This window comes from Streptomyces sp. CA-249302, from assembly GCF_050936785.1.
Classification (GTDB): domain Bacteria; phylum Actinomycetota; class Actinomycetes; order Streptomycetales; family Streptomycetaceae; genus Streptomyces.
Genome location: NZ_JBNJMG010000001.1, coordinates 8,526,436 through 8,549,940, shown reverse-complemented (window position 1 = coordinate 8,549,940; position 23,505 = coordinate 8,526,436). Strand labels below are relative to the sequence as shown.

The following is a 23,505-nucleotide window of genomic DNA, read 5'->3' as shown; positions in this document are numbered from 1 at the left end:
CGCTTCCGTCATGTCTGGAACTGGAATTGCCTTGGTGAGTCGGCGGCACGTCGACCTCGGCCGCATGTCCAGCGCCATCTGTCCGGCGTGCTAGGAGCTCATTAGCGGCCTCCGGCCGCGGGGCCGCAGTACACCCGACATCTCCTGACATTCCCTCTCATCCCGCGCAACGCAGCGCATATCTACTCATGCGCCCGTACGCGCAGGTCAGAGCCGAATTTCCGCCTGTCCCGAAGGACGTAATCACCATGGCCGCCACCCCGCAGAACCCTGCCGCCGCAGCGCCCCGCCGCAAGGTGAGCCGTCACCGCGGTGAGGGACAGTGGGCGATGGGGCACTACACCCCGCTCAACGGCAACGAGCAGTTCAAGAAGGACGACGACGGTCTCAATGTGCGGACACGCATTGAGACGATCTACTCGAAGCGCGGGTTCGACTCGATCGACCCCAACGACCTTCGTGGACGTATGCGCTGGTGGGGCCTGTACACCCAGCGCAAGCCCGGGATCGACGGCGGCAAGACCGCGATCCTGGAGCCGGAGGAGCTGGACGACAAGTACTTCATGCTGCGGGTGCGGATCGACGGCGGCCGCCTCACCACTCAGCAGCTGCGCGTGATCGGCGAGATCTCCGAGGAGTTCGCGCGCGGCAGCGCGGACATCACCGACCGGCAGAACATCCAGCTGCACTGGATCCGCATCGAGGACGTCCCGGAGATCTGGAACCGCCTGGAGGCGGTCGGCCTGTCCACCACGGAGGCCTGCGGCGACTGTCCGCGCGTCGTGATCGGCTCGCCGGTCGCCGGTATCGCCGAGGACGAGATCGTCGACGGCAGCTGGGCCATCGACGAGATCAACAAGCGCTTCATCGGCAGCAAGGAGTTCTCCAACCTGCCGCGCAAGTTCAAGTCCGCGATCTCCGGCTCGCCGCTCCTGGACGTGGTCCACGAGATCAACGACATCGCCTTCGTCGGCGTCGAGCACCCCGAGCACGGCCCCGGCTTCGACCTGTGGGTCGGCGGCGGCCTCTCCACCAACCCGAAGATCGGCGTCCGGCTCGGCGCCTGGGTGCCCCTGGAGGAGGTCCCGGACGCCTGGGCCGGCGTGATCGGCATCTTCCGCGATTACGGCTACCGGCGCCTGCGCACCCGCGCCCGCCTGAAGTTCCTGGTCGCCGACTGGGGTCCGGAGAAGTTCCGCCAGATCCTCGAGGACGAATACCTGAAGCGAAAGCTGGTCGACGGCCCCGCGCCCGCCGAGCCCACCGAGCGCTGGCGCGACCACGTCGGCGTTCACCGACAGAAGGACGGCCGCTTCTACGTCGGTTTCGCCCCGCGCGTCGGCCGCGTCGACGGCGCCACGCTCACGAAGATCGCCGAGGTCGCCGAGGCCCACGGCTCGGGCCGGGTCCGTACCACCGTCGAGCAGAAGATGATCGTCCTCGACGTCGAGGAGGCGCAGGTCGAACCGCTCGTCGAGGCCCTGGAGGCGCTGGACCTGACGGCCAAGCCCTCCCCGTTCCGGCGCGGCACCATGGCCTGCACCGGCATCGAGTACTGCAAGCTCGCCATCGTCGAGACCAAGCAGCGCGGCTCCTCCCTGATCGACGAACTGGAGCGCCGTATCCCGGACTTCGACGAGCCGATCACCATCAACCTCAACGGCTGCCCGAACGCCTGCGCCCGTATCCAGGTCGCGGACATCGGTCTCAAGGGCCAGCTGGTCCTCAACGACCAGGGCGAGCAGGTCGAGGGCTACCAGGTGCACCTCGGCGGCGCGCTCGGGCTGGAGGCCGGGTTCGGCCGCAAGGTCCGTGGTCTGAAGGTCACCTCCGAGGAGCTGCCCGACTACGTCGAGCGGGTCCTGAAGCGTTTCCAGGCCGAGCGCGAGGAGGGCGAGCGGTTCGCCGCGTGGGCCTCCCGTGCGTCCGAGGAGGCCCTCTCATGAGCGAGCGGGCCGCCCCCTTCTACTGCCCCTACTGCGGCGACGAGGACCTCCGTCCCAGCGAGCAGGGCCACGGCGCGTGGGAATGCGCGGCGTGCAATCGGGCTTTTCAGCTGAAGTTCCTCGGGCTGCTCGCCCGTGGACTCCGGCATTCCGAAGCAGGGGGAGACCAGATATGACCGCGGTTCAGGAAGAGAAGGCGACCGAGGATCTCAAGGCGCTCGCCGAGCGTGCGGGCCAGGATCTCGAGGACGCCTCCGCCCTCGAGATCCTCCGATGGGCGGCCGACACCTTCGGCAAGCGCTTCTGCGTGACCTCGTCGATGGAGGACGCGGTCGTCGCCCACCTGGCCTCGCGCGCGATGCCCGGCGTGGACGTCGTGTTCCTCGACACCGGTTACCACTTCGAGGAGACCATCGGCACCCGGGACGCGGTCGAGGCCGTGATGGACGTCAACGTCATCACCCTCACCCCGCGGCAGACGGTCGCCGAGCAGGACGCGGAGTACGGCCCCAGGCTGCACGACCGCGACCCCGACCTGTGCTGCAGGCTGCGCAAGGTCGAGCCCCTGGAGCGGGGCCTGAAGAACTACGTGGCCTGGGCGACCGGTCTGCGCCGCGACGAGTCCCCGACCCGGGCGAACACCCCGGTGGTCGGCTGGGACGAGAAGCGGCAGAAGGTCAAGATCTCGCCGATCGCCCGCTGGACCCAGGACGACGTGGAAGCCTACGTCGCCGAACACGGCGTACTGACCAACCCGTTGCTGATGGACGGCTACGCGTCCGTCGGCTGCGCCCCCTGCACCCGCCGGGTGCTCGCGGGCGAGGACGCGCGGGCCGGCCGCTGGGCGGGCAACGCCAAGACCGAGTGCGGGCTGCACTGATGACGACCATCACCGAGAACACCGAGGAGTTGCACGTGACGACCGGAGCCACCGTCTGGCTCACGGGTCTGCCGAGTGCCGGCAAGACCACCATCGCGTACGAGCTGGCCGGCCGGCTGCGCGAGGAGGGCCACCTCGTCGAGGTGCTCGACGGCGACGAGATCCGCGAGTTCATCTCGGCGGGCCTCGGCTTCAGCCGCGAGGACCGGCACACGAACGTGCAGCGCATCGGCTTCCTCGCCGAGCTGCTCGCCCGCAACGGCGTCAAGGCGCTCGTCCCGGTGATCGCGCCCTACGCGGACAGCCGCGAGGCGGTGCGCAAGCGCCACCAGGAGGGCGGGGCGCCGTACATCGAGGTGCACGTGGCCACTCCGGTCGACGTGTGCTCCGTACGCGACGTGAAGGGTCTGTACGCCAAGCAGGCGGCCGGCGAGCTGTCCGGGCTGACCGGCGTGGACGACCCGTACGAGGAGCCCGAGTCGCCCGATCTGCGGATCGAGTCGCAGCACCAGACCGTCCAGGAGTCCGCGGCCGCGCTCCACGCGCTGCTCGCCGAAAGGGGACTGGCATGACGACGACCGTTGCCACCGTGGCGGAGGGCACGGCCGCGCCGTACGCCCTCTCCCACCTGGACGCGCTGGAGTCCGAAGCCGTCCACATCTTCCGTGAGGTGGCGGGCGAGTTCGAACGGCCGGTGATCCTGTTCTCCGGCGGCAAGGACTCCATCGTCATGCTGCACCTCGCGCTGAAGGCCTTCGCCCCGGCCGCGATCCCCTTCACGCTGCTGCACGTCGACACCGGGCACAACTTCCCCGAGGTACTCGACTACCGCGACCGTGTGGTCGCCGCACACGGACTGCGCCTCCATGTGGCCTCCGTACAGGACTACATCGACCGCGGTGTGCTGCGCGAACGCCCCGACGGGACACGTAACCCGCTCCAGACGCTGCCACTGACCGAGAAGATCCAGAGCGAGCGCTTCGACGCCGTCTTCGGCGGCGGACGCAGGGACGAGGAGAAGGCCCGGGCCAAGGAGCGGGTGTTCTCGCTGCGGGACGAGTTCTCGCAGTGGGACCCGCGCCGCCAGCGCCCCGAGCTGTGGAACCTCTACAACGGCCGGCACGCCCCCGGCGAACACGTCCGCGTCTTCCCGCTGTCCAACTGGACCGAACTGGACGTCTGGCAATACATCTCCCGCGAGGGCATCGAGCTGCCCGAGATCTACTTCGCGCACGAGCGTGAGGTGTTCGCCCGTAGCGGTATGTGGCTGACCGCAGGCGAGTGGGGCGGGCCCAAGGACGGCGAGACGGTCGAGAAGCGGCTCGTCCGGTACCGGACCGTCGGTGACATGTCCTGCACGGGCGCCGTCGACTCGGACGCCGTGACGCTGGAGCAGGTCATCAACGAGATCGCCGCATCCCGGCTCACCGAGCGCGGCGCCACCCGCGCCGACGACAAGATGTCCGAGGCCGCGATGGAAGACCGTAAGCGCGAGGGGTACTTCTAGACATGAGCAGCACCACCACGGAACTCGGCCTCACCGAGACCACGCTCCTGCGCTTCGCGACCGCGGGCTCCGTCGACGACGGCAAGTCGACCCTCGTCGGACGGCTGCTGCACGACTCCAAGTCGGTCCTGACCGACCAGTTGGAGGCCGTGGAGCGCGCCTCGGCCTCGCGCGGGCAGGACGCCCCCGACCTCGCGCTGCTCACCGACGGCCTGCGCGCCGAGCGCGAGCAGGGCATCACGATCGACGTGGCATACCGCTACTTCGCCACGCCCAAGCGGCGGTTCATCCTCGCCGACACCCCCGGGCACGTGCAGTACACCCGCAACATGGTCACCGGCGCCTCCACCGCCGAGCTCGCGATCATCCTGGTCGACGCCCGCAACGGCGTCGTCGAGCAGACCCGCCGGCACGCGGCCATCGCGGCTCTGCTGCGCGTCCCGCACGTGGTGCTGGCCGTCAACAAGATGGACCTGGTCGAGTACCAGGAGTCCGTCTTCGCCGCGATCGCCGAGGAGTTCACGGCGTACGCGCTCGAACTGGGCGTCCCCGAGATCACCGCGATCCCGATCTCGGCGCTGGCCGGCGACAACGTGGTGGACGCGTCCGCGAACATGGACTGGTACGGCGGCCCGACCTTCCTGGAGCACCTGGAGACGGTCCCGGTCACCCACGACCTGAGCCACTGCCACGCGCGCCTGCCCGTGCAGTACGTGATCCGGCCGCAGACCGCCGAGCACCCGGACTACCGGGGCTACGCGGGCCAGATCGCCGCGGGTTCCTTCCACGTCGGCGAGGCGGTGACGGTACTGCCGTCCGGCCGGGCCTCGAAGATCTCCGGCATCGACCTGCTCGGCGAGCCGGTCGACGTCGCCTGGACCACCCAGTCGGTGACGATCCTCCTGGAGGACGACATCGACATCTCGCGCGGCGACCTGATCGTGCCCAGCAAGGACGCCCCGGCGACCACGCAGGACATCGAGGCGACCGTCTGCCACGTCGCCGACCAGGCGCTCACCGTCGGCCACCGGGTGCTGCTCAAGCACGGCACCCGCACGGTCAAGGCGATCGTCAAGGACATCCCGTCCCGTCTCACGCTCGACGACCTGTCCCTGCACCCGCACCCGGGACAGCTCGTCGCCAACGACATCGGCCGCGTGAAGATCCGCACCGCGGAGCCGCTGCCGGTGGACTCCTACGCCGACTCGCGCCGCACGGGCTCGTTCATCCTGATCGACCCCAGCGACGGCACCACGCTCACCGCGGGCATGGTCGGCGAGTCGTTCGCGTCCCCGGAGCCCGTCAAGGACGAGGCCGAGGACGACGGGTGGGACTTCTGACATGAATTCCCTCGACTACTACTCCACGTTCGCGAAGGAGGGCGGCCGCGTAGGCAGCGGTGACCTCGGCAGCGGGCAGGGCGGAGTGGCGCGATGTGTGCGCTGACGTACGCGCACCGCTTGCGCGCCCTCGCCCCCCACCGCCGTAGACCTGCCGACCTCCCGGCCACGACCTGAGAGACCGTGACCGCCGGGCCTCCGAGAGGAACACCTCCCGTGCCTGTCAACCGCTCAACGTTCCTTCGCCGCGGCATAGCCGTGGTCGCCGCACTTCCGCTGCTCACGCTCGCCGCTTGCGGCTACGGGTCCAAGTCCACGGCCGACAACGCCAAGGAGAAGGTCGCCGCCGGGTCCTCGAAGATCGACGGGCTCTCCTCCGTCAAGATCGGCTACTTCGGCAACCTGACCCACGGCACCGCGCTCGTCGCCCGTCAGCAGGGCCTCTTCCAGAAGGAACTGGGCGCCACCAAGGCGGACTACCAGATCTTCAACGCGGGTCCGTCCGAGATCGAGGCCCTCAACTCCGGCTCGATCGACATCGGCTGGATCGGCCCGTCCCCGGCGATCAACGGCTACACCAAGTCGGGCGGCACCAACCTGAAGATCATCGGTGGTTCCGCGTCCGGCGGTGTGAAGCTGGTCGTCAACCCGAAGAAGATCAAGTCCCTGAAGGACGTCAAGGGCAAGAAGATCGCGACCCCGCAGCTCGGCAACACCCAGGACGTGGCGTTCCTGAACTGGATCGCCGACCAGGGCTGGAAGGTCGACGCGAACACCGGCAAGGGCGATGTGTCGGTGGTCCGCACCGACAACAAGATCACTCCGGACGCCTACAAGTCCGGTGCCATCGACGGTGCCTGGGTGCCGGAGCCGACCGCGTCCAAGCTGGTCGCCGAGGGCGGCAAGGTGCTGCTCGACGAGTCCACGCTGTGGCCCGACAAGAAGTTCGTGATCACGAACATCATCGTGTCGCAGAAGTTCCTCAAGGCCCACCCGAAGGCCGTCGAGGCCGTGCTGAAGGCCTCGGTCGAGGCCAACAAGTGGATCAACGCCAACCCGGACAAGGCGAAGGCGGCGGCGAACAAGCAGCTGGCGACGGACTCGGGCAAGGCGCTGCCGACGGACGTCCTGGACTCGGCCTGGTCGTCGATCCAGTTCACCGACGACCCGCTGGCCTCCACCCTCAACACCGAGGCGGAGCACGCGGTCAAGGCCGGCCTGCTGGAGAAGCCGAACCTGAAGGGCATCTACGACCTCACGCTCCTCAACAAGGTCCTCAAGGCCGACGGCGCGAGCACGGTCGACGACGCCGGTCTCGGCACCAGCTGATACCCGCCCGATGAGTTCCCAGGAGGTGACGACCATGGCAACGACCTTCGCCAAGGCCGAGGAGTCGGTGGAGTACGCCGCTCGCCTTGAGCATGTCTCGAAGTCCTTCGCAGGACCGGGCGGGCAGCAGCTCGTGCTGGACGACATCAGCATCGATGTCGCGCCCGGCGAGTTCGTCACCCTCCTGGGGGCCTCGGGCTGCGGCAAGTCCACGCTGCTGAACCTGGTGGCGGGCCTGGACAAGCCGACCGTCGGGTCCATCGCGACCGACGGCCGCCCGGCCCTGATGTTCCAGGAACACGCGCTGTTCCCGTGGCTGACGGCCGGCAAGAACATCGAACTCGCCCTCAAGCTCAGGGGAGTTCAGAAGAACGAGCGGCGCGAGAAGACCGAGGAACTGCTCGAACTCGTGCGGCTGAAGGGCGCGTACGGCAAACGCGTCCACGAACTGTCGGGCGGTATGCGGCAGCGTGTCGCGCTGGCCCGCGCGCTCGCCCAGGAGAGCAACCTGCTGCTGATGGACGAGCCGTTCGCGGCCCTCGACGCCATCACCCGGGACGTGCTGCACGACGAGCTGACCCGCATCTGGACCGAGACGGGCCTGTCCGTCCTCTTCGTCACGCACAACGTGCGCGAGGCGGTGCGGCTCGCCCAGCGCGTCATCCTGCTGTCGTCCCGGCCGGGGCGCATAGCGCGCGAGTGGACGGTCGACATCCCGCAGCCGCGTCGCATCGAGGACGCACCCGTGGCCGAACTGTCCCTTGAGATCACCGATGTACTGCGTGGGGAGATCCGCCGTCATGGCCAGCACTGAGACCACGCCGGCCCAGGACGCCGGAAGCGTAGAGGCGGGCCTCGACGCGCTGGAGACCACGGTCAGCGGCCGTACGCCCTTCAGCCAGACCTTCAAGAACAAGATCCTGCCGCCCCTCATCGCCATCGCCGTGGTGCTGGTGGCCTGGACCCTGCTCTACCCGGTCGTCGACGACCCGTCGAAGCTGCCCTCCCCCGCGGACGTGTGGGGCGAGGTCGAGGACCAGTGGCTCAAGGGCACCCTGCTCGACTACATCTGGGGCAGCGTCTCCCGCGGCCTGCTGGGCTTCCTGCTCGCGCTGGCCATCGGTACGCCGCTGGGCCTGGTGGTGGCGCGGGTGAAGTTCGTGCGCGCGGCGATCGGCCCGATCCTCTCCGGTCTGCAGTCGCTGCCCTCGGTCGCCTGGGTCGCGCCGGCGGTGATCTGGCTGGGACTGAACAACTCGGTGATGTTCACGGTCATCCTGCTCGGCGCCGTGCCCTCGATCGCCAACGGTCTGGTGTCGGGTGTCGACCAGGTGCCTCCGCTGTTCCTGCGCGCGGGCCGCACGCTCGGCGCGACGGGACTGCGCGGCACCTGGCACATCGTGATGCCGGCGGCGCTGCCCGGCTATGTGGCCGGTCTGAAGCAGGGCTGGGCGTTCTCCTGGCGGTCGCTGATGGCCGCCGAGATCATCGCCCAGTCGCCGGACATGGGCATGGGCCTGGGCCAGCTCCTGGAGGTGGGCCGCACCAACAGCAGCATGGCGACGGTCTTCCTCGCCATCCTCCTGATCCTGTTCGTCGGCATCGCCATCGACCTGCTGATCTTCAGCCCGCTGGAGCGGTGGGTGCTGCGCAGCCGCGGCCTGCTGGTGAAGAGCTGAAGTCCCATGCGCACCAAGCCGGTTCTCCTCGTCATCGCCCACGGCAGCCGCGATCCGCGGCACGCCGCGACGGTGCACGCCCTCGTCCGCCGGGTGCGCTCGCTGCGCCCGGACGTACGGGTGGAGACCGGCTTCCTGGACTTCAACATCCCTTCTGTGCAGGGGGTGTTGGAGTCCCTGGCGGCTGAGGACGTGCGTGACGTCGTAGCGTTGCCGCTGTTGTTGACGCGCGCGTTCCACGCGAAGGCGGACATCCCGGCGGTCCTGCGGGACGCGCCGCCGCAGCTGCGGATCCGCCAGGCGGAGGTGCTGGGCCCGTCCCCCCTCCTCCTGTCGGCCCTCGAACGCCGTTTGTACGAGGCCGGGTTGACGCCCGCCGACAAGTCCTCGACCGGGGTCGTACTGGCCTCGGCGGGATCCACCGACCCGGAGGCGATCGCAGTGATCGCAGAAATCGCGCGGGAGTGGCGGCACACCGGTTGGTGCGCCGTGCGACCTGCGTTCGCCTCCGCCGCCCTGCCCCGCACCGAGGACGCGGTACGGGAGCTGCGCGCACTCGGCTGCTCGAAGGTCGCCGTCGCCCCGTACGTCCTGGCCCCCGGCTTCCTCCCGGACCGCATCGCGCGGGGCGCGGCGGAGGCGGACGTGCTCGCCGACGTCCTGGGCCCGGCGCCGGAGGTGGCGCGGGTCCTGCTGGACCGGTACGACGCGGCCCGCACGCCGGTGCTGGCGGCGGTCGGCGCCTAGGCCCAATGCCGTTGCGTTAGCTCGTGGGCGTACGCTGCTGTGCAGTGGTCCCGGGGGTGGTTCGGGTGTCTGCAGATGTCGGCGAGTTATCGGGGTTAGGGCTGCTGACCTGGGTGTATCCGCCGGGGTTGGTGGATCGTGTGGTGGCTGCCTGTGGCCGTGTGGAGCATCGCAGGCGCCTGCTGCCGGCCCGGCTGGTGGTGTACTTCGTGCTCGCGCTGGCCCTGTTCTCGCCGGCTCCGTATCTGGAAGTGATGCGGCAGCTGGTCGAGGGCCTGCGAGGTGCGGGGTTGCTGGGTGAGTGGCATGCGCCGGCGAAGTCGTCGCTGTTTCGGGCCCGTCAGCGGCTGGGATCGGAGCCGCTGCGGGTGCTGTTTGCCACGACCGCGAAGCCGATGGGCACCGAGGCCACCCCGGGAGTGTTCTGGCGGGGGCTGCGGCTGCTGGCGGTGGACGGGACCTGCTGGGATGTCGCCGACAGTGCAGCCAACGAAGCCGCCTTCGGCCGTCCTGGCAACCCCCGCGGCCACGACAAGTCCTGCTTTCCCCAGGTGCGGATGGCCTGCCTGATCGAGGTGGGCACCCATCTCGTGCTGGACGCGGAACTGGCCGGCTGCCGCACCGGTGAGGTCACCCTGGTCGGCCGCCTGCCCCGTTCCTGCCAAGAGGGCCAGCTCGTCCTGGCGGACCGGGAGTTCCTCGGTGTTCCGTTGTGGCGGGCCTTCACTGACAGCGGGGCCGATCTGTTGTGGCGGGTGCCCGCCAACCGGATCCTGCCCGTGGAGCGGCAGTTGCGGGACGGATCCTGGCTCTCCCGCATCCACGCCACCGGCGACCGCGCCCACACCGATCCGGTCACGGTGCGGGTGGTGGCCTACCAGCTGCACGGCACCGGCCGGGCGGCCGAGGACTACCGGCTGGTGACCACCCTGCTCGACGCCTGCCGCTATCCCGCCCGCCAGTTGGCCGCGCTCTACCAAGAGCGCTGGGAGGCGGAAGCCGTCTTCGCCGAGCTCAAGACCCATCAACGCGGAGCCCGCGTCGTGCTCACCAGCAAGACCCCCGACGGCGTCCTGCAACAGATCTGGGCCCACCTGCTGGTCTACCACGCCCTGCGCGAACTGATGGTCAGAACCGCCGCCACCCGCGGCCTGGATGCCGACCGGATCTCCTTCACTGAAACCCTGCGCTCCGCCCGGCGCAGCGTCACCGTCACGCCGGGCAGCTTTTCCCCCTGACCTGCTGGTCAGAACACTCGTCCTGCTCCAACACGACCTGCTGGAACGCCTCCTGCCACACAGACGCCTGCGCAGCCAGCCCCGCGTCGTCAAACGCAAGATGTCCAACTACCGGCTCAAACGAGCCGAGCACCACGCCTGGCCCCAACCCACCCACACCGGCACCCGAGCAGTCCGCATCCAACGGCCCCAACCAGCAACTGCCTAACGCAACGGCATTGCGCCTAGGCCGTGTATCGAAAGTAGATCTTGGCCGTGCGATGATCTTGGTTCGCGGCGCGTAGAGATCTGACGGACAAGCAATGGGCCGTGCTGGAGCCGCTGTTGCCGAAGGGCAAGAAGCCCGCACGGCTGCCCATATGGAGCCGACGGCAGCTGATCGACGGCATACGTTTCCGGGTCCGCACCGGCATCCCGTGGCGGGACATACCCGAGAGGTACGGGCCGTGGGCCCGCGCGTACGACCTGTTCCGCCGTTGGCAGCGCAACGGCACCTGGCAGCGCATCTTCACCCGGCTCCAGGTCCGGGCCGATACGAATGGCCTCATCACCTGGGATCTCAACGCCGACTCCACTGTCTGCCGGGCCCACCAGCACGCCGCCGGAGCGCGGGAAAGAGGGAGCTGCAAAACCACCAAGCCGCACTTGGCCGTCGAACAGGGCCAGAAGCCCATGTCCGTCGTGATCACAGCCGGGCAGCGGGGCGACTCCGGTCGAGTGCGGCATCAACCGCCTCAAAAGGCACCGGGCCGTGGCCACCAGGTACGACAAGCTCGCGGTCCGCTACAAGGCGACGGTCCTCGTAGCGGCCATCAACGAGTGGCTGTGACCAGCGCCGCTAGGGCGGGGGCTACCACGACACGGGCTCGGGGGATGCCGCCCGGGCGTCGAACCGTTCCCGGGCGGCGAGGATCGGCTCAGTGTGCAGGTAGGACCATTCGGCGATGGCGTTGGTCAACCTTGCGATGTCGGAGCCGAGTTCGGTCAGCGCGTACTCCACGCGGGGTGGCACCGTCGGATAGACGGTACGGGCCACGAGTCCGTCCCGCTCCAGGGCCCGCAGGGTCTGGGTGAGCATCTTCTGCGTGATGCCGTCCAGCAGACGCCGCAGTTCGTTGAACCGCATGGACCCTTCGTTGCGCTGAAGGGCGCCAAGGACGTACAGAACCCACTTGTTGGCGAGCACCTCGATCACCGTGCGAGCGGGGCAATCCCGCATCTGCGCGGCGAACCACTGGGCGTCCGTGAGCCTGCCTACTGGCGCGACAGGGTCTGATGATCTGTACCCAGACCGCTTGGTGGTATCCATAAGGAACCTAGATATCAAAAAGGTGCCTACTTCACAAGAGGTACTGGTACGGGTGAGGATCGGACCGTGGCCACAAACCGCCGGGCGCTCTGCCCGGCGGTTCCACCAGCACTGAGAAACACGAGGACACACAGTGGCAACCGACCACGAGGACAAGACTGCGATCTCCGACGTCCTGGCCCGCTACTCGACCGCGATCGACCGCAAGGACTGGTCGCTGTACCGCACCTGCTTCACCGACGACGTCCAGGCCGACTTCCCCACGGGCACCTGGAAGAACCTGGAGGACCTCGCCTCCTTCATGGAGGAGTGGCACGCCGGCCTGGGCCTGACCGTGCACCACGTCAGCAACATCGTCATCACGGTGGATGGGGACACGGCCACCTCCCGGTGCTACGGCAACGCGAACATCCAGACCACCCCCGAGCACCCCGAGAAGGTCCTCAACCTCCACGGGTTCTACGACGACACCCTGGTACGCACCCCGGACGGCTGGAAGATCTCCCAGCGCACCACCAAGGTCGTGTCGGCCAAGATGGAGGAGTCCTCCGAACTGGCGCTCATCTCCAAGCTGTAGAGCCCCACCAGAAGTGATCCCGTACGGCCTTCCCAGCGTTTCAGCCGCCCGGAAGGCCGTAGACATCCACTTTCGATACACGCCCTAGTCTCCGAGCAGCGCGAGCAGGTAGTCCTCCAAGCGCTCAGTGAGCAGCGCCGGGGTCAGGTCGGTGCGCCCGAGTTCCCGCCATGGCACGGCGACCTTCTCCGCGTCCGGTGCATAGGCCAGCGCGTCCAGGATGCGCCAGTACAGGTGGGCCTCCGGGTCCTGGTCGAGCGTGCCGCCGGCCGCTCGGTAGTGGTCGGCGAAACGCAGTCCCGCGGGGACTCCGTACAGCAGGGTGAGTGCGGTGGAGCAGTGGGAGACGTCCAGGTCGGCCGGTCCCCAGGAGGTCTCCACCCAGTCGACGACGCCCGTGACGGCCAGATCCGCTCCCGCTCCCGTGAAGAGAACGTTTCCCGGGTGGAAGTCGCGGTGCAGGAAACAAGGTCGGTACGGCGGCGGAGGCTGCCGGATCACGTCCACGGCCCGCCGCCACAGCTCCGGCCGCGCGGTGTCCTGCGGCAGCCGCACCCGCTCGGGACTCGTCCACGCCTGGTACGTCCGCGGCCGGTCCGCCGCCGTCACCCGCAGCCCGTGGATCGCGGCCAACTGCCGTGCCAGCAGCACGCTTTGCCGCTCGACGTCCGCCTCGTGCACCCGCACGCCGCCCGGCAGCAGCGACATCACGAGCGACGGATGGTCGCAGTGCTCGCCCACCGCGTCGACGGCATGCAGCCGGGCCGCCGGCACCTCCGTCTCCACGAGCAGCCGCAGGATGTCCGCCTCCCGCGCGAGCAGCCCCTCCGCGGCCTTCAGATAGAAGGGACGGACGAAGGAGCGCAGTACGAGGGTGTACGGCTCCCCCGACGCGCCCTCGATGTCCAGGCGCCGCATCCGCGAGGTCCAGCCGCCGCGCAGGACGGTGACATCGCGGATGCGGTCGCCGGGGTGCAGGCTCTTCTCCACCCAGAGGCGGGTCCTGGACCAGTCCTCGGTCATGGGACAGGAGCCTACTGATCACCCTGCCGCTGTGTTCAGGAGGCGGCGGTCTTCGCCGTTACCGTCGCCACCGGCCCGGTGCCCGCCGCCGTCACCGCGGCGACGGTCAGCGTGTAGGACGTGCCCGGCTTCAGTCCGCCGATCACCCGGAACATGCCCTTGGCGGAGGGCTGGGTGACGAGGACGTCCCGGCCGGTGACGTCGATCGGGTCGCGGCCGTCGGAGACGGTCACCCGGTAGCCGACGATCTTCCCGTCCCCGGTCGCGGTCGGCGGGGTCCAGGCGAGGGTGGCCGCCGTGGTCGCCGTACGCAGCTTGGGACTTGTGGGCGCACCCGGCAGGACGTTCGCGGCGGTGGGCGTCAGCGGGAGGGAGGCCAGGGACTCGGCGCTGCTGCCGTACGCGTTGCTCGCAGTGACCGTCACGGTGAACGGCCCGCCGGTCGACGGCAGTCCGCCGATCCGCACCAGTGCCGTCCGCTTGAACTCGGCGGCAGACACGCCCTGTTGGGCGACCTGTCGTCCCGTCGCGTCGTACGCGCGTGCCGTGTAGGAGGTCACCGGCGAGCCGCCGTCCGCGAACGTCGGGTTGAAGGTGACGTACAGGGCGTCCGCGGCGGCTGTGCTCGTACCGACGCGGGACGGCGCCTCGGGGACGGATCCGGCTCCGACGCGGCGATCGAGGAGTCCGCGGTAGCGCGCCTCGAGTCCCGCGTTCTCGAGGATCTCTGACGGTACGTCGGACACCGCCGCCATGATCCTGTTGCCGGCCGTCACCAGCCCCTTGTTGTCGCCGTCGGCCGTGCCCTCCTCCCACCAGTTGTCCTTGACGAGGGTCGGGTCGTTGTTGCCGAGGGCGTCGCGGTAGTCGGTGTGCCGGGAGGCGACGTTGGCGTAGGAAGCGTTGTAGAGGACGTTTCCGTCGACGGTCTCGTAGGTGCAGCCGTTGTCGGTGTAGACGTTCTTGCCGAGGCCCCACTGGTCGTGGATGACGTTTCCGGTGACTTTCTCGCCGTCGGCCATGGACGTGCCGGTCAACCCTTGGGTGTAGATGCCGCCGCCGTCGTCGAGCATCTGCATGTAGTCGAAGATCAGGTTGTCGCGGACGGTGTTGTCGTGGCTCGGGTTCGGGGTGGCCGCGTCGCCGATCTTGTCCGGCCAGCCGCCCCAGCCCATCGAGACCGCGGAGTAGCCGACGTGGTCGATCTGGTTGTGGGCGATGGTGTTGTGCTGGGTGTAGCCGTTGAGGATGGCGACTCCACCGTGGTACTCGCGGGGGAGGCCGTAGAGGTGATTGTTCGTCACCTGGACGCCGGAGGCCGGGGCTTGGCCGTCCGCCGCCCCCACTCCCCCGATCTCCAGTCCGTTGCCGGAGATGTCGGTGAAGATGCTGCCGCGGACCGACGAGTCCGTGCTGCCCGTGCCCAACTCCAGCCCTGAGGCGCCGAGATGGGCGAAGACGTCGTCGGCGAACTCGATGCGCCGGCCGTAGGCGAAGGAGAGGTTGCCTGGCATCTTCGTCCAGGACGCGAAGGGACAGGTGCCACCCTCGACGTACTGGCACAGGCCCTGGGTGGCCCAGCCCTGGTCCCCGGTGATGGTGTAACCGGCCTGGATCTCGGAGAAGCCCTCCGGCCGGGACGGGGTCAGCCAGGTCGCGTAGCTGAACTGGATGCCACGGAAGGCGATGTCGTGGACGGGTGCGTCCGCCGTTCCCCGTCCGTCGACGAGCTTCTCGGCCGCTGCCGCCTCGACGTCGGCGCGGGCGAGGTTCTCGCCCTTGCGAGGGAGGTAGTAGACCTTGTGCGCGCTCTTGTCGAGGTACCACTCGCCGGGCTGGTCGAGGAGTTCGTAGGCGTTCTCGATGTACGTCGCCTTGCCGCTGTTCGTGAGATGTCCCGGGCCGACCATGCTGACCGTGCGGCCGGGGATGTCGGGGAACTCGACCCGCTTGTTGGAGTTGTCCCAGCAGGGCTGGACCATCGTGATCGTGGTGCCCTCGGCGGAGGCGATGCGGCAGCGCGGCTCGGTCCACTGGCCGAGGCCGTTGCGCTCGATGTTCCACAGGGCCTCGCCGCTGGTGTAGACGAACTCGGCGTCGGCGGGGTGCTTCCAGTGGGCGATGGTGTCCGAGGAGGCGGTGTAGCCGGTGGCCGTCTGGGTCAGGTCGACCGGAACGGCCCCGCGCGCTCGCTGGGCGCGCACCCCGTCGACGTACAACTGCCGTGTGTCGGTGAGCCCTTGGGGCGCCGGGGCGGACCACAGCCCCTTGCGGCCCGGGACCTGCTGCCAGCCGACGACCTGGCGGCCGCCGCTGACGACGGTGGCGCCGGTGCCCTGCCAGATCACCTTGTGGCCGCCCGTGCCGGAGTCGCGGGCGTCGAGGGTGAGCGGGCCCGACTGGCGGTAGGCGCCGGAGGCGAGGTGGACCGTGAGGTCGGACTTCAGGTCGGCGGCGCGGGCGCGGACCAGGTCGCGGGCGCGCCGCAGGGTGTGGACGGGATGTCGTGCGCTGCCGTCGGCGTGGTCGTCGCCGGCGGGTGAGACGTAGAGGTCGGAGGTCGCCGCCTGGGCGGGGGCCGCGAGGCCCGGGACGCCGAGGGCCAGCACGGCGGTGACGAGGGTGACCAGAGCGGCTCTTCGGTGCGTGGGCATGTACCCCTCCCGTGGGATCAGCCTGTACCCAACGCCGGGAAAGGTAGGAGCACTTGGGTGTCCTAGTCAATGAATGGGACAGAAACAGGTGCGGGTTGGCTCTATCTCCGCTTGATTCATCCGATCAGTGAAAGGTGAGTGATCCGGCGCGCTTGAGCTCGAAGTAGTCGGGGAGTTCGTTGCCCGTGTTGTGCAGGTAGAGGCTCACCGGGTGGGTCGGCGTCTCACCCTGATTCAGCGGTGCTTCACTGGCCCATTTTCGGATCCCGTCCGCTGGCGGCGAGCGCCCGGTCGAAGACGGGGGCGTCGTCGGGGACCGGCACCGGGGCGGCGAAGCCGTCGTACTGCCGGTAGAGGGCGCCGTGCTCCTCGACCACACCGAGTACGAAGCGGGCCGCGTCGTCCGAGATACGGAACCGCTGGCCGGTCGCGGCGGCGACGTCCCAGCCGTGGACGGCCATCTCCTTGACGACCATCGAGGCGATCTGGACGGCCGGCATCTTCGCCATGCCGAGGTCGACCTCGCCCTCCCACACCGCCGGGTCGGCCCAGGCCGCGACCGCGCGGTCCAGCTGGGCGGCGTAGGCGGCCGGCCAGTCCGGGTCGGCGGTGAAGTCGCGGGCGGTGAGCTCCTCGGGGAGCTGCTTGCGCAGCGCGCGGTGCTCCAAGCCGTGGGAGGTGTAGAGGACCCAGTGGTTGACCAGGGCGCGGACGTCCCAGTCGGGGCAGTGGGTGCGGTCGCCGAGCCGGTCCGCCGGGACGCCGCGCGCGACGCGGGCCGCCTCGGCGGCACACTCGGTCATGTACGGGTGCAGGTGCTGCGGGTCGTCGTACGTCATGCACCCCACGCTAGGAAGAAGCCGCTCAGGACTCTTGAACAAACGCGACAGCCTCGTCGGCCCGTCGCACCAGTTCCCCGATCGGCATCGAGCCGGCCTCGCGGTGCTCGCGCGCGAAGGTGTTGGCGAGCTGCTGGAGGAGGTCGTTGAGCGGGGTCGGTACGCCGTGCAGGCGGCCGAGGAGACCGATCTCGCCGTTGAGGTAGTCGGACTCGACGCTGCCGGTGCCCCGGCTCAGGGACTGCCAGGTGGAGCCGCCGCCGCGCGGGGCACCGGGCAGCGGGACCAGGTCCACCTTGTGCCCGCGCAGCGCCTGCTGCTCGGCGACGCTCGCGTACGGGATCCCGGCGGCCTCCAGCGCGGCCTCGCCCTCGGCCCGCACCCGGGCGCGCAGCGCGGCCCGGCTCTCCTGGCCACCGTCCTCGCCGCACAGCGCCTGGAGGGTGTTGCTGAGGTTGGTGAGCAGCTTGGCGTACTGCCAGCGGGACACGTCCGGCACGACCGGCGCCTCGAAGAACCCGGTCTTCTCCAGGTCGGCGGAGACCAGCCGGGCCGTCTCGTCGGTGCCCTCCGGACAGCGGCCGAGGTGGAGCATGCCGGTGAGCGGGGTGCCGCCCGCGGAGACGTGGCCGGGTTCGAGGTGGGTGGCGGGCAGCCAGACGCAGACGCCGTACACGTGCCGGAAGACGCGCAGGGCGAGGCGTTGCCCCTCGACGCCGTTCTGCGCGCAGAACACGGGCAGCCGCTCGGCCGCGGTGCCGCCACCGGCGACCGGCGCCCGGCCCCAGCTCCGCAGGGCGGCCACGGTGTCCTGCGTCTTGACGGCGAGGAGGAGCACGTCGTCGCGCCTCAACTCACCCAGCTCGTCGGGCCCTTCGACGGCCGGCAGCCGGTACTCGTGGTCCCCGTCCGGCACCTTCAGCCGCAGCCCGCCGTCGCGCAGCGCGGCGAGATGCGCGCCCCGCGCGACCAGAACGACCTCGTGCCCGGCTCCCGCGAGACGCCCGCCGATCGCACCGCCGACGGCGCCCGCTCCGATGATGATGTAGCGCATGCCCCGAGCCTCGCACACCTCTGTGCACGACACATTGACCTTGCCCATGGGTCAAGGCGGAGGTTCCGCACATGGACAGCTACCTGACGCAGACGCCGTACAGCGACCCGGGCGACCTGGACCCGACCGGACTGCCCGGTGACGCCGGTGAACTCGCCCATGTCGTAAGGAATCTGATCGTCCATCGGCTGGAGGGCGAGCGCCTCGGACACGAGATCCCGCAGGAACGGCTGCACCACGACGCCGAGTCGCGGTACGTCACCGGGATCCTGCGCCTCCTGGGCGAGCGGTCGGGCAAGCCGCTCACCGAACTCCGGCCGCCCGAGGAGCGGTTCGTCGGCACGTGCCGGGACTACGCGCTGCTGCACGTCTCCCTGCTGCGGGCCACCGGGACGCCGGCGCGGGTGCGGGGTGGGTTCGCCACGTACTTCGTGGACGGGTTCAACGAGGACCACTGGATCACCGAGTACCGCTCGCGGGACGGGAGTTGGCGGCTGGCCGATCCGCAGGTGCTGCATCCGGCGTACGACGTGGACTTCGATCCGCTGGACGTGCCGCGGGACCGGTTCGTGGTGGCGGGCGAGGCCTGGCGGGCCGTGCGTGGTGGGGCGGCGGATCCGGAGACGTTCGGGGTCTGGGGCGTCGAGGAGCTGCGGGGCGGGTGGTTCGTCCGGCACAGCCTCGTGCTCGACCTCGCCTGCCGCAACGGCGTCGAGACCCTCCCCTGGGACGGCTGGCCCCCGCTGGCCGGGGTCGAGGAGCCGGTCACTCCGGTGTCCGACGGCGACCTCGCCCTCCTCGACGCGGTCGCCGCCGCCTCCGAGGACGAGGCCCGGCGCCTGTACGCCGATCCGCGGCTGACCGCGCCCCGCGAGATCCTCTCCCGGGCCCCCTACCTGGGTCTCCGCGGCGTCACCCTGCCGTGAGTTCCACCAGCTTCAGCACCGTGTTCCAGTTGCGGGTGGTCGCGATCACGCCCTTGTTGATACGGGGCTTGGCGAGGTGCTCGGCGAGTTTGGAGCGGCCGAGGCCCACGGGGACGTAGAGGTACAACTCGCGTTCGCCGAGCCGGAATTCCTCCGGGAGATACGTCTCCCGGTCGATCTCCGCGAAGCGCTGCGCGTCCACCGGCTCGGAGAAGTAGGTGACGTGCAGCTGCTTGGGCTCCAGGTCGGCGGCCGGGAAGGGGCAGGCCTCGGCGACCGCCCTGAGGTAGGCGTGGTCGCGGACGATCACGTCGACGGCGAAGCCGAAGTGCTTCTCGATGGCCTGCGCGAGCTCGTCGGCCAGGGACGCCTCGTCGCCGCGGCCGGTGGCGAAGACCGCCTGACCGCTCTGGAGGTGGGTGCGTACGCCCTCGTGACCGAGGCCCTCCATGAGCTGCCGCAGCTCGGCCATCGGGAGCTTCTTCTTGCCGCCCACGTTGATCCCGCGCAGCAGCGCCGCATACGTCGTCGTCATGAGGGTCACCCTAAGTCGGCCGTCGTGCCCCGTGGGGGTGGGCACGACGGCCGGGGCCGCGCGCGGCGGACTGGGCGAAACTCTGGCCGATCGGCCCGCCCGGATCAACCGATACACGCAGCTGTGACTTGTTCAACAAGGTTTCGTAATCACAGAGCCCCGATCACTACCCCCGAGTAGCCCGGATAGATGTAAGGGGCCGCTGTCCTCCCCAGCGGTGAGACGCGGGGTCCGAGGGGATGAGTTCGGGCCGGAGCACTTCACCGGGGAGCACGACGAGACGGCCTTATCGCGCCCATACCTTCGAAACGAAAGGTGACGGCAGGGGGCTGTCACCGCATACAAGGGGGCAAGCCCGTCATGGGGAACGGAGATTCGCGGGTGCGGGGCATGGCCGCCCGGGCCGGTGGCTGGAGCGCCCGGCACCGATGGGCTGCCGTCGGCATCTGGGTACTGTTCGTCGTCCTGGCGATGGGGCTCGGCTCGGCCGCCGGCCGCGTCGACCTCAAGGACAGCGACCAGCTCAAGGGCGAGACGCACACCGCCGCAAAGATCATCGATGACGCGGGGATCACGGAGCCGGCCAGTGAGACGGTGCTGATCCAGGCGAAGGACGGCTCGCTGAAGGCCACGGACGCCGAGTTCAGGGCGGCCGTCGGCGCGGTCGTGAAGGCGGTCGACGGGACCGGCAAGGTCACGGACGTGAAGTCGCCGTACACCACGGACACCATCTCCAAGGACGGGCGCAGCGCGCTGGTGCAGTTCGACATGCGCGGCGACGCCGAGACCGCGGGCGACCGCGTGGCGCCCGTGCTGAAGGCCGTCGACGGGGTGCAGAAGGACCACGAGACGCTGCGGATCGAGGAGATCGGCAGCGCCAGCATGCAGAAGACCTTCGACGACGCGTTCGGGGACGACTTCAAGAAGGCCGAGCTCTCCGCGGTCCCGGTGGCCCTCGGCATTCTGCTGATCGCCTTCGGCGCGCTGGTGGCGGCGCTGCTGCCGGTAGCTCTGGCGATCACCGCGATCATGGCGACGATGGGCCTGATCGGCATCGTCAGCCATGTCCAGCCGATGACGGACACCGCCAACTCCGTGATGCTGCTGGTCGGTCTGGCCGTGGGCGTCGACTACTGCCTGTTCTATCTGCGCCGCGAGCGCGAGGAGCGGGCCGCGGGCCGGGACGGTCAGACGGCGCTGCGGATCGCCGCCGCCACCAGTGGCCGCGCGATCATCGTCTCCGGCATCACGGTGTGCGTGGCGATGGCGGGCATGCTGTTCACCGGGCTCGCCACGTTCCAGGGCATGGGCCTGGCCTCGCTGATGGTCGTCGCCGTCGCCATGGTCGGCTCGGTCACCGTGCTGCCCGCACTGCTCTCGCTGCTGGGCGAGCGGGTCGAGAAGGGCCGTATCCCCTTCCTCGCCAAGGCCATGGAGCGCCGGGCCGCCCGCACGAACGGGGAGAGCCGGTTCTGGACCGCCGTGCTGCGCGGTGTGCTCGCCAGGCCGCTGGTCTCCGTCCTGGTGGCGGCGGGCGTGCTGCTCGCCGTCGCGGCCCCCGCGGTCGGCATGAAGACCCAGAACCTCACGCTGGACCAGGAGTTCGGCGACTCGCTGCCGATCGTGCAGACGTACAACCGGGTCAACGACGCCTTCCCGGGCGGCTCCGAGCCGGCCGAGGTGGTCGTCAAGGCGAAGGACATCAACGCCCCCGCGGTGAAGTCCGCGCTCGCCGACTTCAAGGCGCGGGCGGTCAGTTCGGGCGCCTCGCGCGGCCCGGTCCAGATCACGCTGCACGACGCGCAGAACGTCGCCTACGTGTACGTCCCGCTGGTCGGCGGCTCCGACCTGGACAAGGCGGGCGCGAGCCTGGAGAAGCTGCGCGACGAGGTGCGGCCCGCGACGCTCGGCAAGGTGGACGGCGTGCAGGCGCCGATCACCGGCCAGGTCGCCGGCTCGCACGACTTCAACGACCAGCTCGGCGGCGCGGTGGTCCCGGTCTTCGCCTTCGTGGTGGTCTTCGCCTTCCTGCTGATGCTCCTCTCCTTCCGCTCGCTGACGATCGCGATCACGTCGATCGTGCTCAACCTCCTTTCGGTGGGCGCCGCTTACGGCATCCTCGTCGCCGTCTTCCAGCACGGCTGGGGCGCGTCGCTGGTCGGCGCGGAGGGCGTCGGCGCGATCATCACCTGGCTGCCGCTGTTCCTGTTCGTGATCCTGTTCGGCCTGTCGATGGACTACCACGTGTTCGTGGTCTCGCGGATCCGTGAGGCGCGGCTGCGCGGCCGTTCGACGCGGGACGCGATCCAGCACGGCGTGGTCACCACGGCCGGTGTCGTCACCAGCGCCGCGGTCATCATGGTCGCCGTGTTCGCGATCTTCGGGACGCTGTCCATGCAGTCCATGAAGCAGATGGGCGTGGGCCTGGCGGCCGCGGTGCTGATCGACGCGACGATCATCCGGGGCGTGCTGCTCCCGGCGGTGATGGCCCTGCTCGGCGAGCGCAACTGGTACCTGCCGAAGTGGCTGAACCGGCTGCCCGACCTCACGCACGACGAGTCGCCGGAGCTCGCCGCGCACGAACAGCCCCACCACGGTGAGCGTCTGAGGGTCTGACAGCTCCCTTGAACCGAGGGCCCGTTGGTCACAGGGGAACCAACGGGCCCTCACTCATGCGCTACGAACGGGCAGTTCGGCCTCGATGAGGTCAACTGCCCTTCTGGTACCGCCCTCCTGGGCCATCCCGGCCTGGATCTCCTTGAGCCGCAAGGCGACTTCGGGATCGTCGACCAGGGCGAGGGCCGCCTCGCGCAGGGTCTCGGCGGTGGCCTCCTCGGTGTCCAGCCGCCTGGCCACCCCGAGGCCCCGGAGCATGTCGGCGTTGCCGAACTGGTCGACCGCCTGCGGTACGGCGATCATCGGCGTGGCGGTCGCCAGCCCCTCCTGACTGCCGCCCGCCCCGGCATGCGTGACGAACAGATCGGCCTGCTGGAGGATCGCCAACTGCGGCACCCAGGAGCGTACTTCGACGTTCGGCGGTACGTCCCCGAGCTCGGCGGGCGCCACCTGCCCACCGATCTGCAGCACGAGATGCCAGCCCGGCAGCTCACCGAAGGCCCGCACGCACTCGCGGTAGAAACCGGGCTGGTTGGTGAAGGTCGAGCCCAGCGACACGAGCACCACCTTGCGGACGCCGTGCGGCCGCCGCCACTCCCCCTGAGCCGACCGGTCGCCCTGACAGGCGCCGACGAAGGTGTACGTCGTCTCGTCGACCCGGTCGGCGTTGGGCTGAAGCGCCTTGGGGATCAGGACGAGCGAGCGGTCGGGCCGCCCAGCGAACTCGTCGGGGTGCAGGGTGATCCCGTTCTCCTCCAACCAGCCCTGGAAGCGCGCGTAGTAGGCCTGCCCGCGCGCGGTGCGCTTCGGCTCCGCCCACATCGGCTCGGCCACCTCCTCCTCGTACCCCTCCCAGGCCACGAGGTTCGGCGAGAGCGAGATCGCGGGCACGCCCCAACGATGGGCGAGGACGCGCGCCGGGTACGCCGTGATGTCGTGCAGCACGAGATCCGGTACGTCCCCTTCGTACGCCTCGGCGAGCTGCGGCAACGCCTGCATCGCGTCGGCCAGGAACAGCTCGACGTGATCGAGGAGTTCGCTCCCCCACGCTTCCGGATCGGCACCCGGCCCCGGCAGCGTGGAGTCCCAGAGCTTCGGCTCGGCACCGGTCTCGGCGACCTTCTCGGCGAACAGCGGCGGGATGGCATACGTCACCCGATGCCCGCGCGCGACGAGCTCACGGATCACCTCCAGACTGGGGTTCACATGGCCGTGCGCGGCGACGGAGAACATGGCGATGTGGGCTCGGTAGGTCATGCCATCGACGCTAGGCGAGACGATGCGTCTCGTGCAACTTGAATACGGT

21 protein-coding genes and 2 pseudogenes are annotated in these 23,505 nt (G+C 69.6%); 16 read left to right on the top strand and 7 right to left on the bottom strand.

Going from position 1 to position 23,505, the window contains the following annotated elements; all coding sequences use genetic code 11:
• Positions 1–10: 10 nt before the first annotated feature.
• The 13 genes and pseudogenes from ACQEWB_RS38640 to ACQEWB_RS38580 all read left to right on the top strand — a co-directional run bounded on the left by ACQEWB_RS38640 (position 11) and on the right by ACQEWB_RS38580 (position 11,495).
• A complete protein-coding gene (locus ACQEWB_RS38640; protein ID WP_313904670.1) occupies positions 11–94 on the top strand; it encodes a putative leader peptide in 84 nt (27 codons plus the stop codon).
• Positions 95–248: 154 nt separating this feature from the next.
• Positions 249–1,946, top strand: coding sequence for a nitrite/sulfite reductase (locus tag ACQEWB_RS38635; RefSeq protein ID WP_432839574.1), 1,698 nt, complete (start codon positions 249–251; stop codon positions 1,944–1,946).
• Positions 1,943–2,122 carry a hypothetical protein gene (locus tag ACQEWB_RS38630; protein WP_432839572.1) on the top strand — a complete coding sequence of 60 codons (180 nt, stop codon included), beginning with the start codon at positions 1,943–1,945 and terminating at the stop codon, positions 2,120–2,122. Before ACQEWB_RS38635 ends, ACQEWB_RS38630 begins: the two co-directional genes overlap by 4 nt.
• A complete protein-coding gene (locus ACQEWB_RS38625) occupies positions 2,119–2,826 on the top strand; it encodes a phosphoadenylyl-sulfate reductase (RefSeq protein WP_432839570.1) in 708 nt (235 codons plus the stop codon). Before ACQEWB_RS38630 ends, ACQEWB_RS38625 begins: the two co-directional genes overlap by 4 nt.
• Positions 2,826–3,398, top strand: coding sequence for an adenylyl-sulfate kinase (gene cysC / locus ACQEWB_RS38620; RefSeq protein ID WP_432839568.1), 573 nt, complete (start codon positions 2,826–2,828; stop codon positions 3,396–3,398). Before ACQEWB_RS38625 ends, cysC begins: the two co-directional genes overlap by 1 nt.
• Positions 3,395–4,333: a sulfate adenylyltransferase subunit CysD gene (gene cysD / locus ACQEWB_RS38615; RefSeq protein ID WP_432839566.1), complete on the top strand. Its 939-nt coding sequence runs from the start codon at positions 3,395–3,397 to the stop codon at positions 4,331–4,333. The genes cysC and cysD overlap by 4 nt, the downstream gene beginning before the upstream one ends.
• 2 nt (positions 4,334–4,335) lie before the next feature.
• On the top strand, positions 4,336–5,673 hold the full coding sequence (locus ACQEWB_RS38610) for a sulfate adenylyltransferase subunit 1 (protein WP_432839564.1): 1,338 nt from the start codon (positions 4,336–4,338) through the stop codon (positions 5,671–5,673).
• 216 nt (positions 5,674–5,889) lie between these two features.
• Positions 5,890–7,002 carry an aliphatic sulfonate ABC transporter substrate-binding protein gene (locus ACQEWB_RS38605; RefSeq protein WP_432839562.1) on the top strand — a complete coding sequence of 371 codons (1,113 nt, stop codon included), beginning with the start codon at positions 5,890–5,892 and terminating at the stop codon, positions 7,000–7,002.
• Positions 7,003–7,012: 10 nt separating this feature from the next.
• The gene (locus ACQEWB_RS38600; RefSeq protein ID WP_432839560.1) at positions 7,013–7,816 is read left to right on the top strand and encodes an ABC transporter ATP-binding protein; all 804 of its coding nucleotides are present in this window, start codon (positions 7,013–7,015) and stop codon (positions 7,814–7,816) included.
• Positions 7,803–8,681 (top strand): ABC transporter permease, encoded by an 879-nt coding sequence (locus ACQEWB_RS38595; protein WP_432839558.1) that lies wholly within the window; start codon positions 7,803–7,805, stop codon positions 8,679–8,681. Before ACQEWB_RS38600 ends, ACQEWB_RS38595 begins: the two co-directional genes overlap by 14 nt.
• 6 nt (positions 8,682–8,687) lie before the next feature.
• Positions 8,688–9,428 (top strand): sirohydrochlorin chelatase, encoded by a 741-nt coding sequence (locus ACQEWB_RS38590; RefSeq protein WP_432839556.1) that lies wholly within the window; start codon positions 8,688–8,690, stop codon positions 9,426–9,428.
• 65 nt (positions 9,429–9,493) lie between these two features.
• A complete protein-coding gene (locus ACQEWB_RS38585; RefSeq protein WP_432839554.1) occupies positions 9,494–10,666 on the top strand; it encodes an IS4 family transposase in 1,173 nt (390 codons plus the stop codon).
• A 288-nt stretch (positions 10,667–10,954) separates the two neighbouring features.
• Positions 10,955–11,495: pseudogene (locus ACQEWB_RS38580) on the top strand (IS5 family transposase).
• A gap of 21 nt (positions 11,496–11,516) precedes the next feature.
• Here ACQEWB_RS38580 and ACQEWB_RS38575 read toward each other — a convergent pair.
• A complete protein-coding gene (locus ACQEWB_RS38575; protein WP_432839552.1) occupies positions 11,517–11,852 on the bottom strand; it encodes a winged helix-turn-helix transcriptional regulator in 336 nt (111 codons plus the stop codon).
• Between the two features lie 256 nt (positions 11,853–12,108).
• Here ACQEWB_RS38575 and ACQEWB_RS38570 point away from each other — a divergent pair, with 256 nt between their 5' ends.
• Complete coding sequence (locus ACQEWB_RS38570; protein ID WP_432839550.1) at positions 12,109–12,552, top strand: nuclear transport factor 2 family protein; 444 nt, start codon at positions 12,109–12,111, stop codon at positions 12,550–12,552.
• A gap of 84 nt (positions 12,553–12,636) precedes the next feature.
• Here the strand turns inward: ACQEWB_RS38570 and ACQEWB_RS38565 are convergent, their stop codons facing one another.
• The 4 genes from ACQEWB_RS38565 to ACQEWB_RS38550 all read right to left on the bottom strand — a co-directional run bounded on the left by ACQEWB_RS38565 (position 12,637) and on the right by ACQEWB_RS38550 (position 18,122).
• Positions 12,637–13,575, bottom strand: coding sequence for a phosphotransferase family protein (locus tag ACQEWB_RS38565; RefSeq protein WP_432839548.1), 939 nt, complete (start codon positions 13,573–13,575; stop codon positions 12,637–12,639).
• 35 nt (positions 13,576–13,610) lie between these two features.
• Positions 13,611–16,229 carry a fibronectin type III domain-containing protein gene (locus tag ACQEWB_RS38560; protein WP_432839546.1) on the bottom strand — a complete coding sequence of 873 codons (2,619 nt, stop codon included), beginning with the start codon at positions 16,227–16,229 and terminating at the stop codon, positions 13,611–13,613.
• A 245-nt stretch (positions 16,230–16,474) separates the two neighbouring features.
• Positions 16,475–17,068 (bottom strand): TIGR03086 family metal-binding protein, encoded by a 594-nt coding sequence (locus tag ACQEWB_RS38555; protein WP_432839544.1) that lies wholly within the window; start codon positions 17,066–17,068, stop codon positions 16,475–16,477.
• 25 nt (positions 17,069–17,093) lie between these two features.
• On the bottom strand, positions 17,094–18,122 hold the full coding sequence (locus tag ACQEWB_RS38550; RefSeq protein WP_432839542.1) for a ketopantoate reductase family protein: 1,029 nt from the start codon (positions 18,120–18,122) through the stop codon (positions 17,094–17,096).
• 71 nt (positions 18,123–18,193) lie between these two features.
• Between ACQEWB_RS38550 and ACQEWB_RS38545 the strand changes: the two genes are divergently transcribed.
• The gene (locus tag ACQEWB_RS38545; RefSeq protein ID WP_432839540.1) at positions 18,194–19,048 is read left to right on the top strand and encodes a transglutaminase-like domain-containing protein; all 855 of its coding nucleotides are present in this window, start codon (positions 18,194–18,196) and stop codon (positions 19,046–19,048) included.
• Here ACQEWB_RS38545 and ACQEWB_RS38540 read toward each other — a convergent pair.
• Entirely contained in the window at positions 19,035–19,583 is a 549-nt protein-coding gene (locus ACQEWB_RS38540) for a DUF1697 domain-containing protein (protein WP_432839538.1), read from the bottom strand. The two genes, ACQEWB_RS38545 and ACQEWB_RS38540, sit on opposite strands and share 14 nt — an antisense overlap.
• A gap of 360 nt (positions 19,584–19,943) precedes the next feature.
• Here ACQEWB_RS38540 and ACQEWB_RS38535 point away from each other — a divergent pair, with 360 nt between their 5' ends.
• Positions 19,944–22,199, top strand: a complete 2,256-nt coding sequence (locus tag ACQEWB_RS38535; protein ID WP_432839536.1) for an MMPL family transporter — start codon at positions 19,944–19,946, stop codon at positions 22,197–22,199.
• Positions 22,200–22,253: 54 nt separating this feature from the next.
• Here ACQEWB_RS38535 and mgt read toward each other — a convergent pair.
• Positions 22,254–23,493 (bottom strand): annotated as a pseudogene (mgt, locus tag ACQEWB_RS38530) (macrolide-inactivating glycosyltransferase).
• Positions 23,494–23,505: the final 12 nt, after the last annotated feature.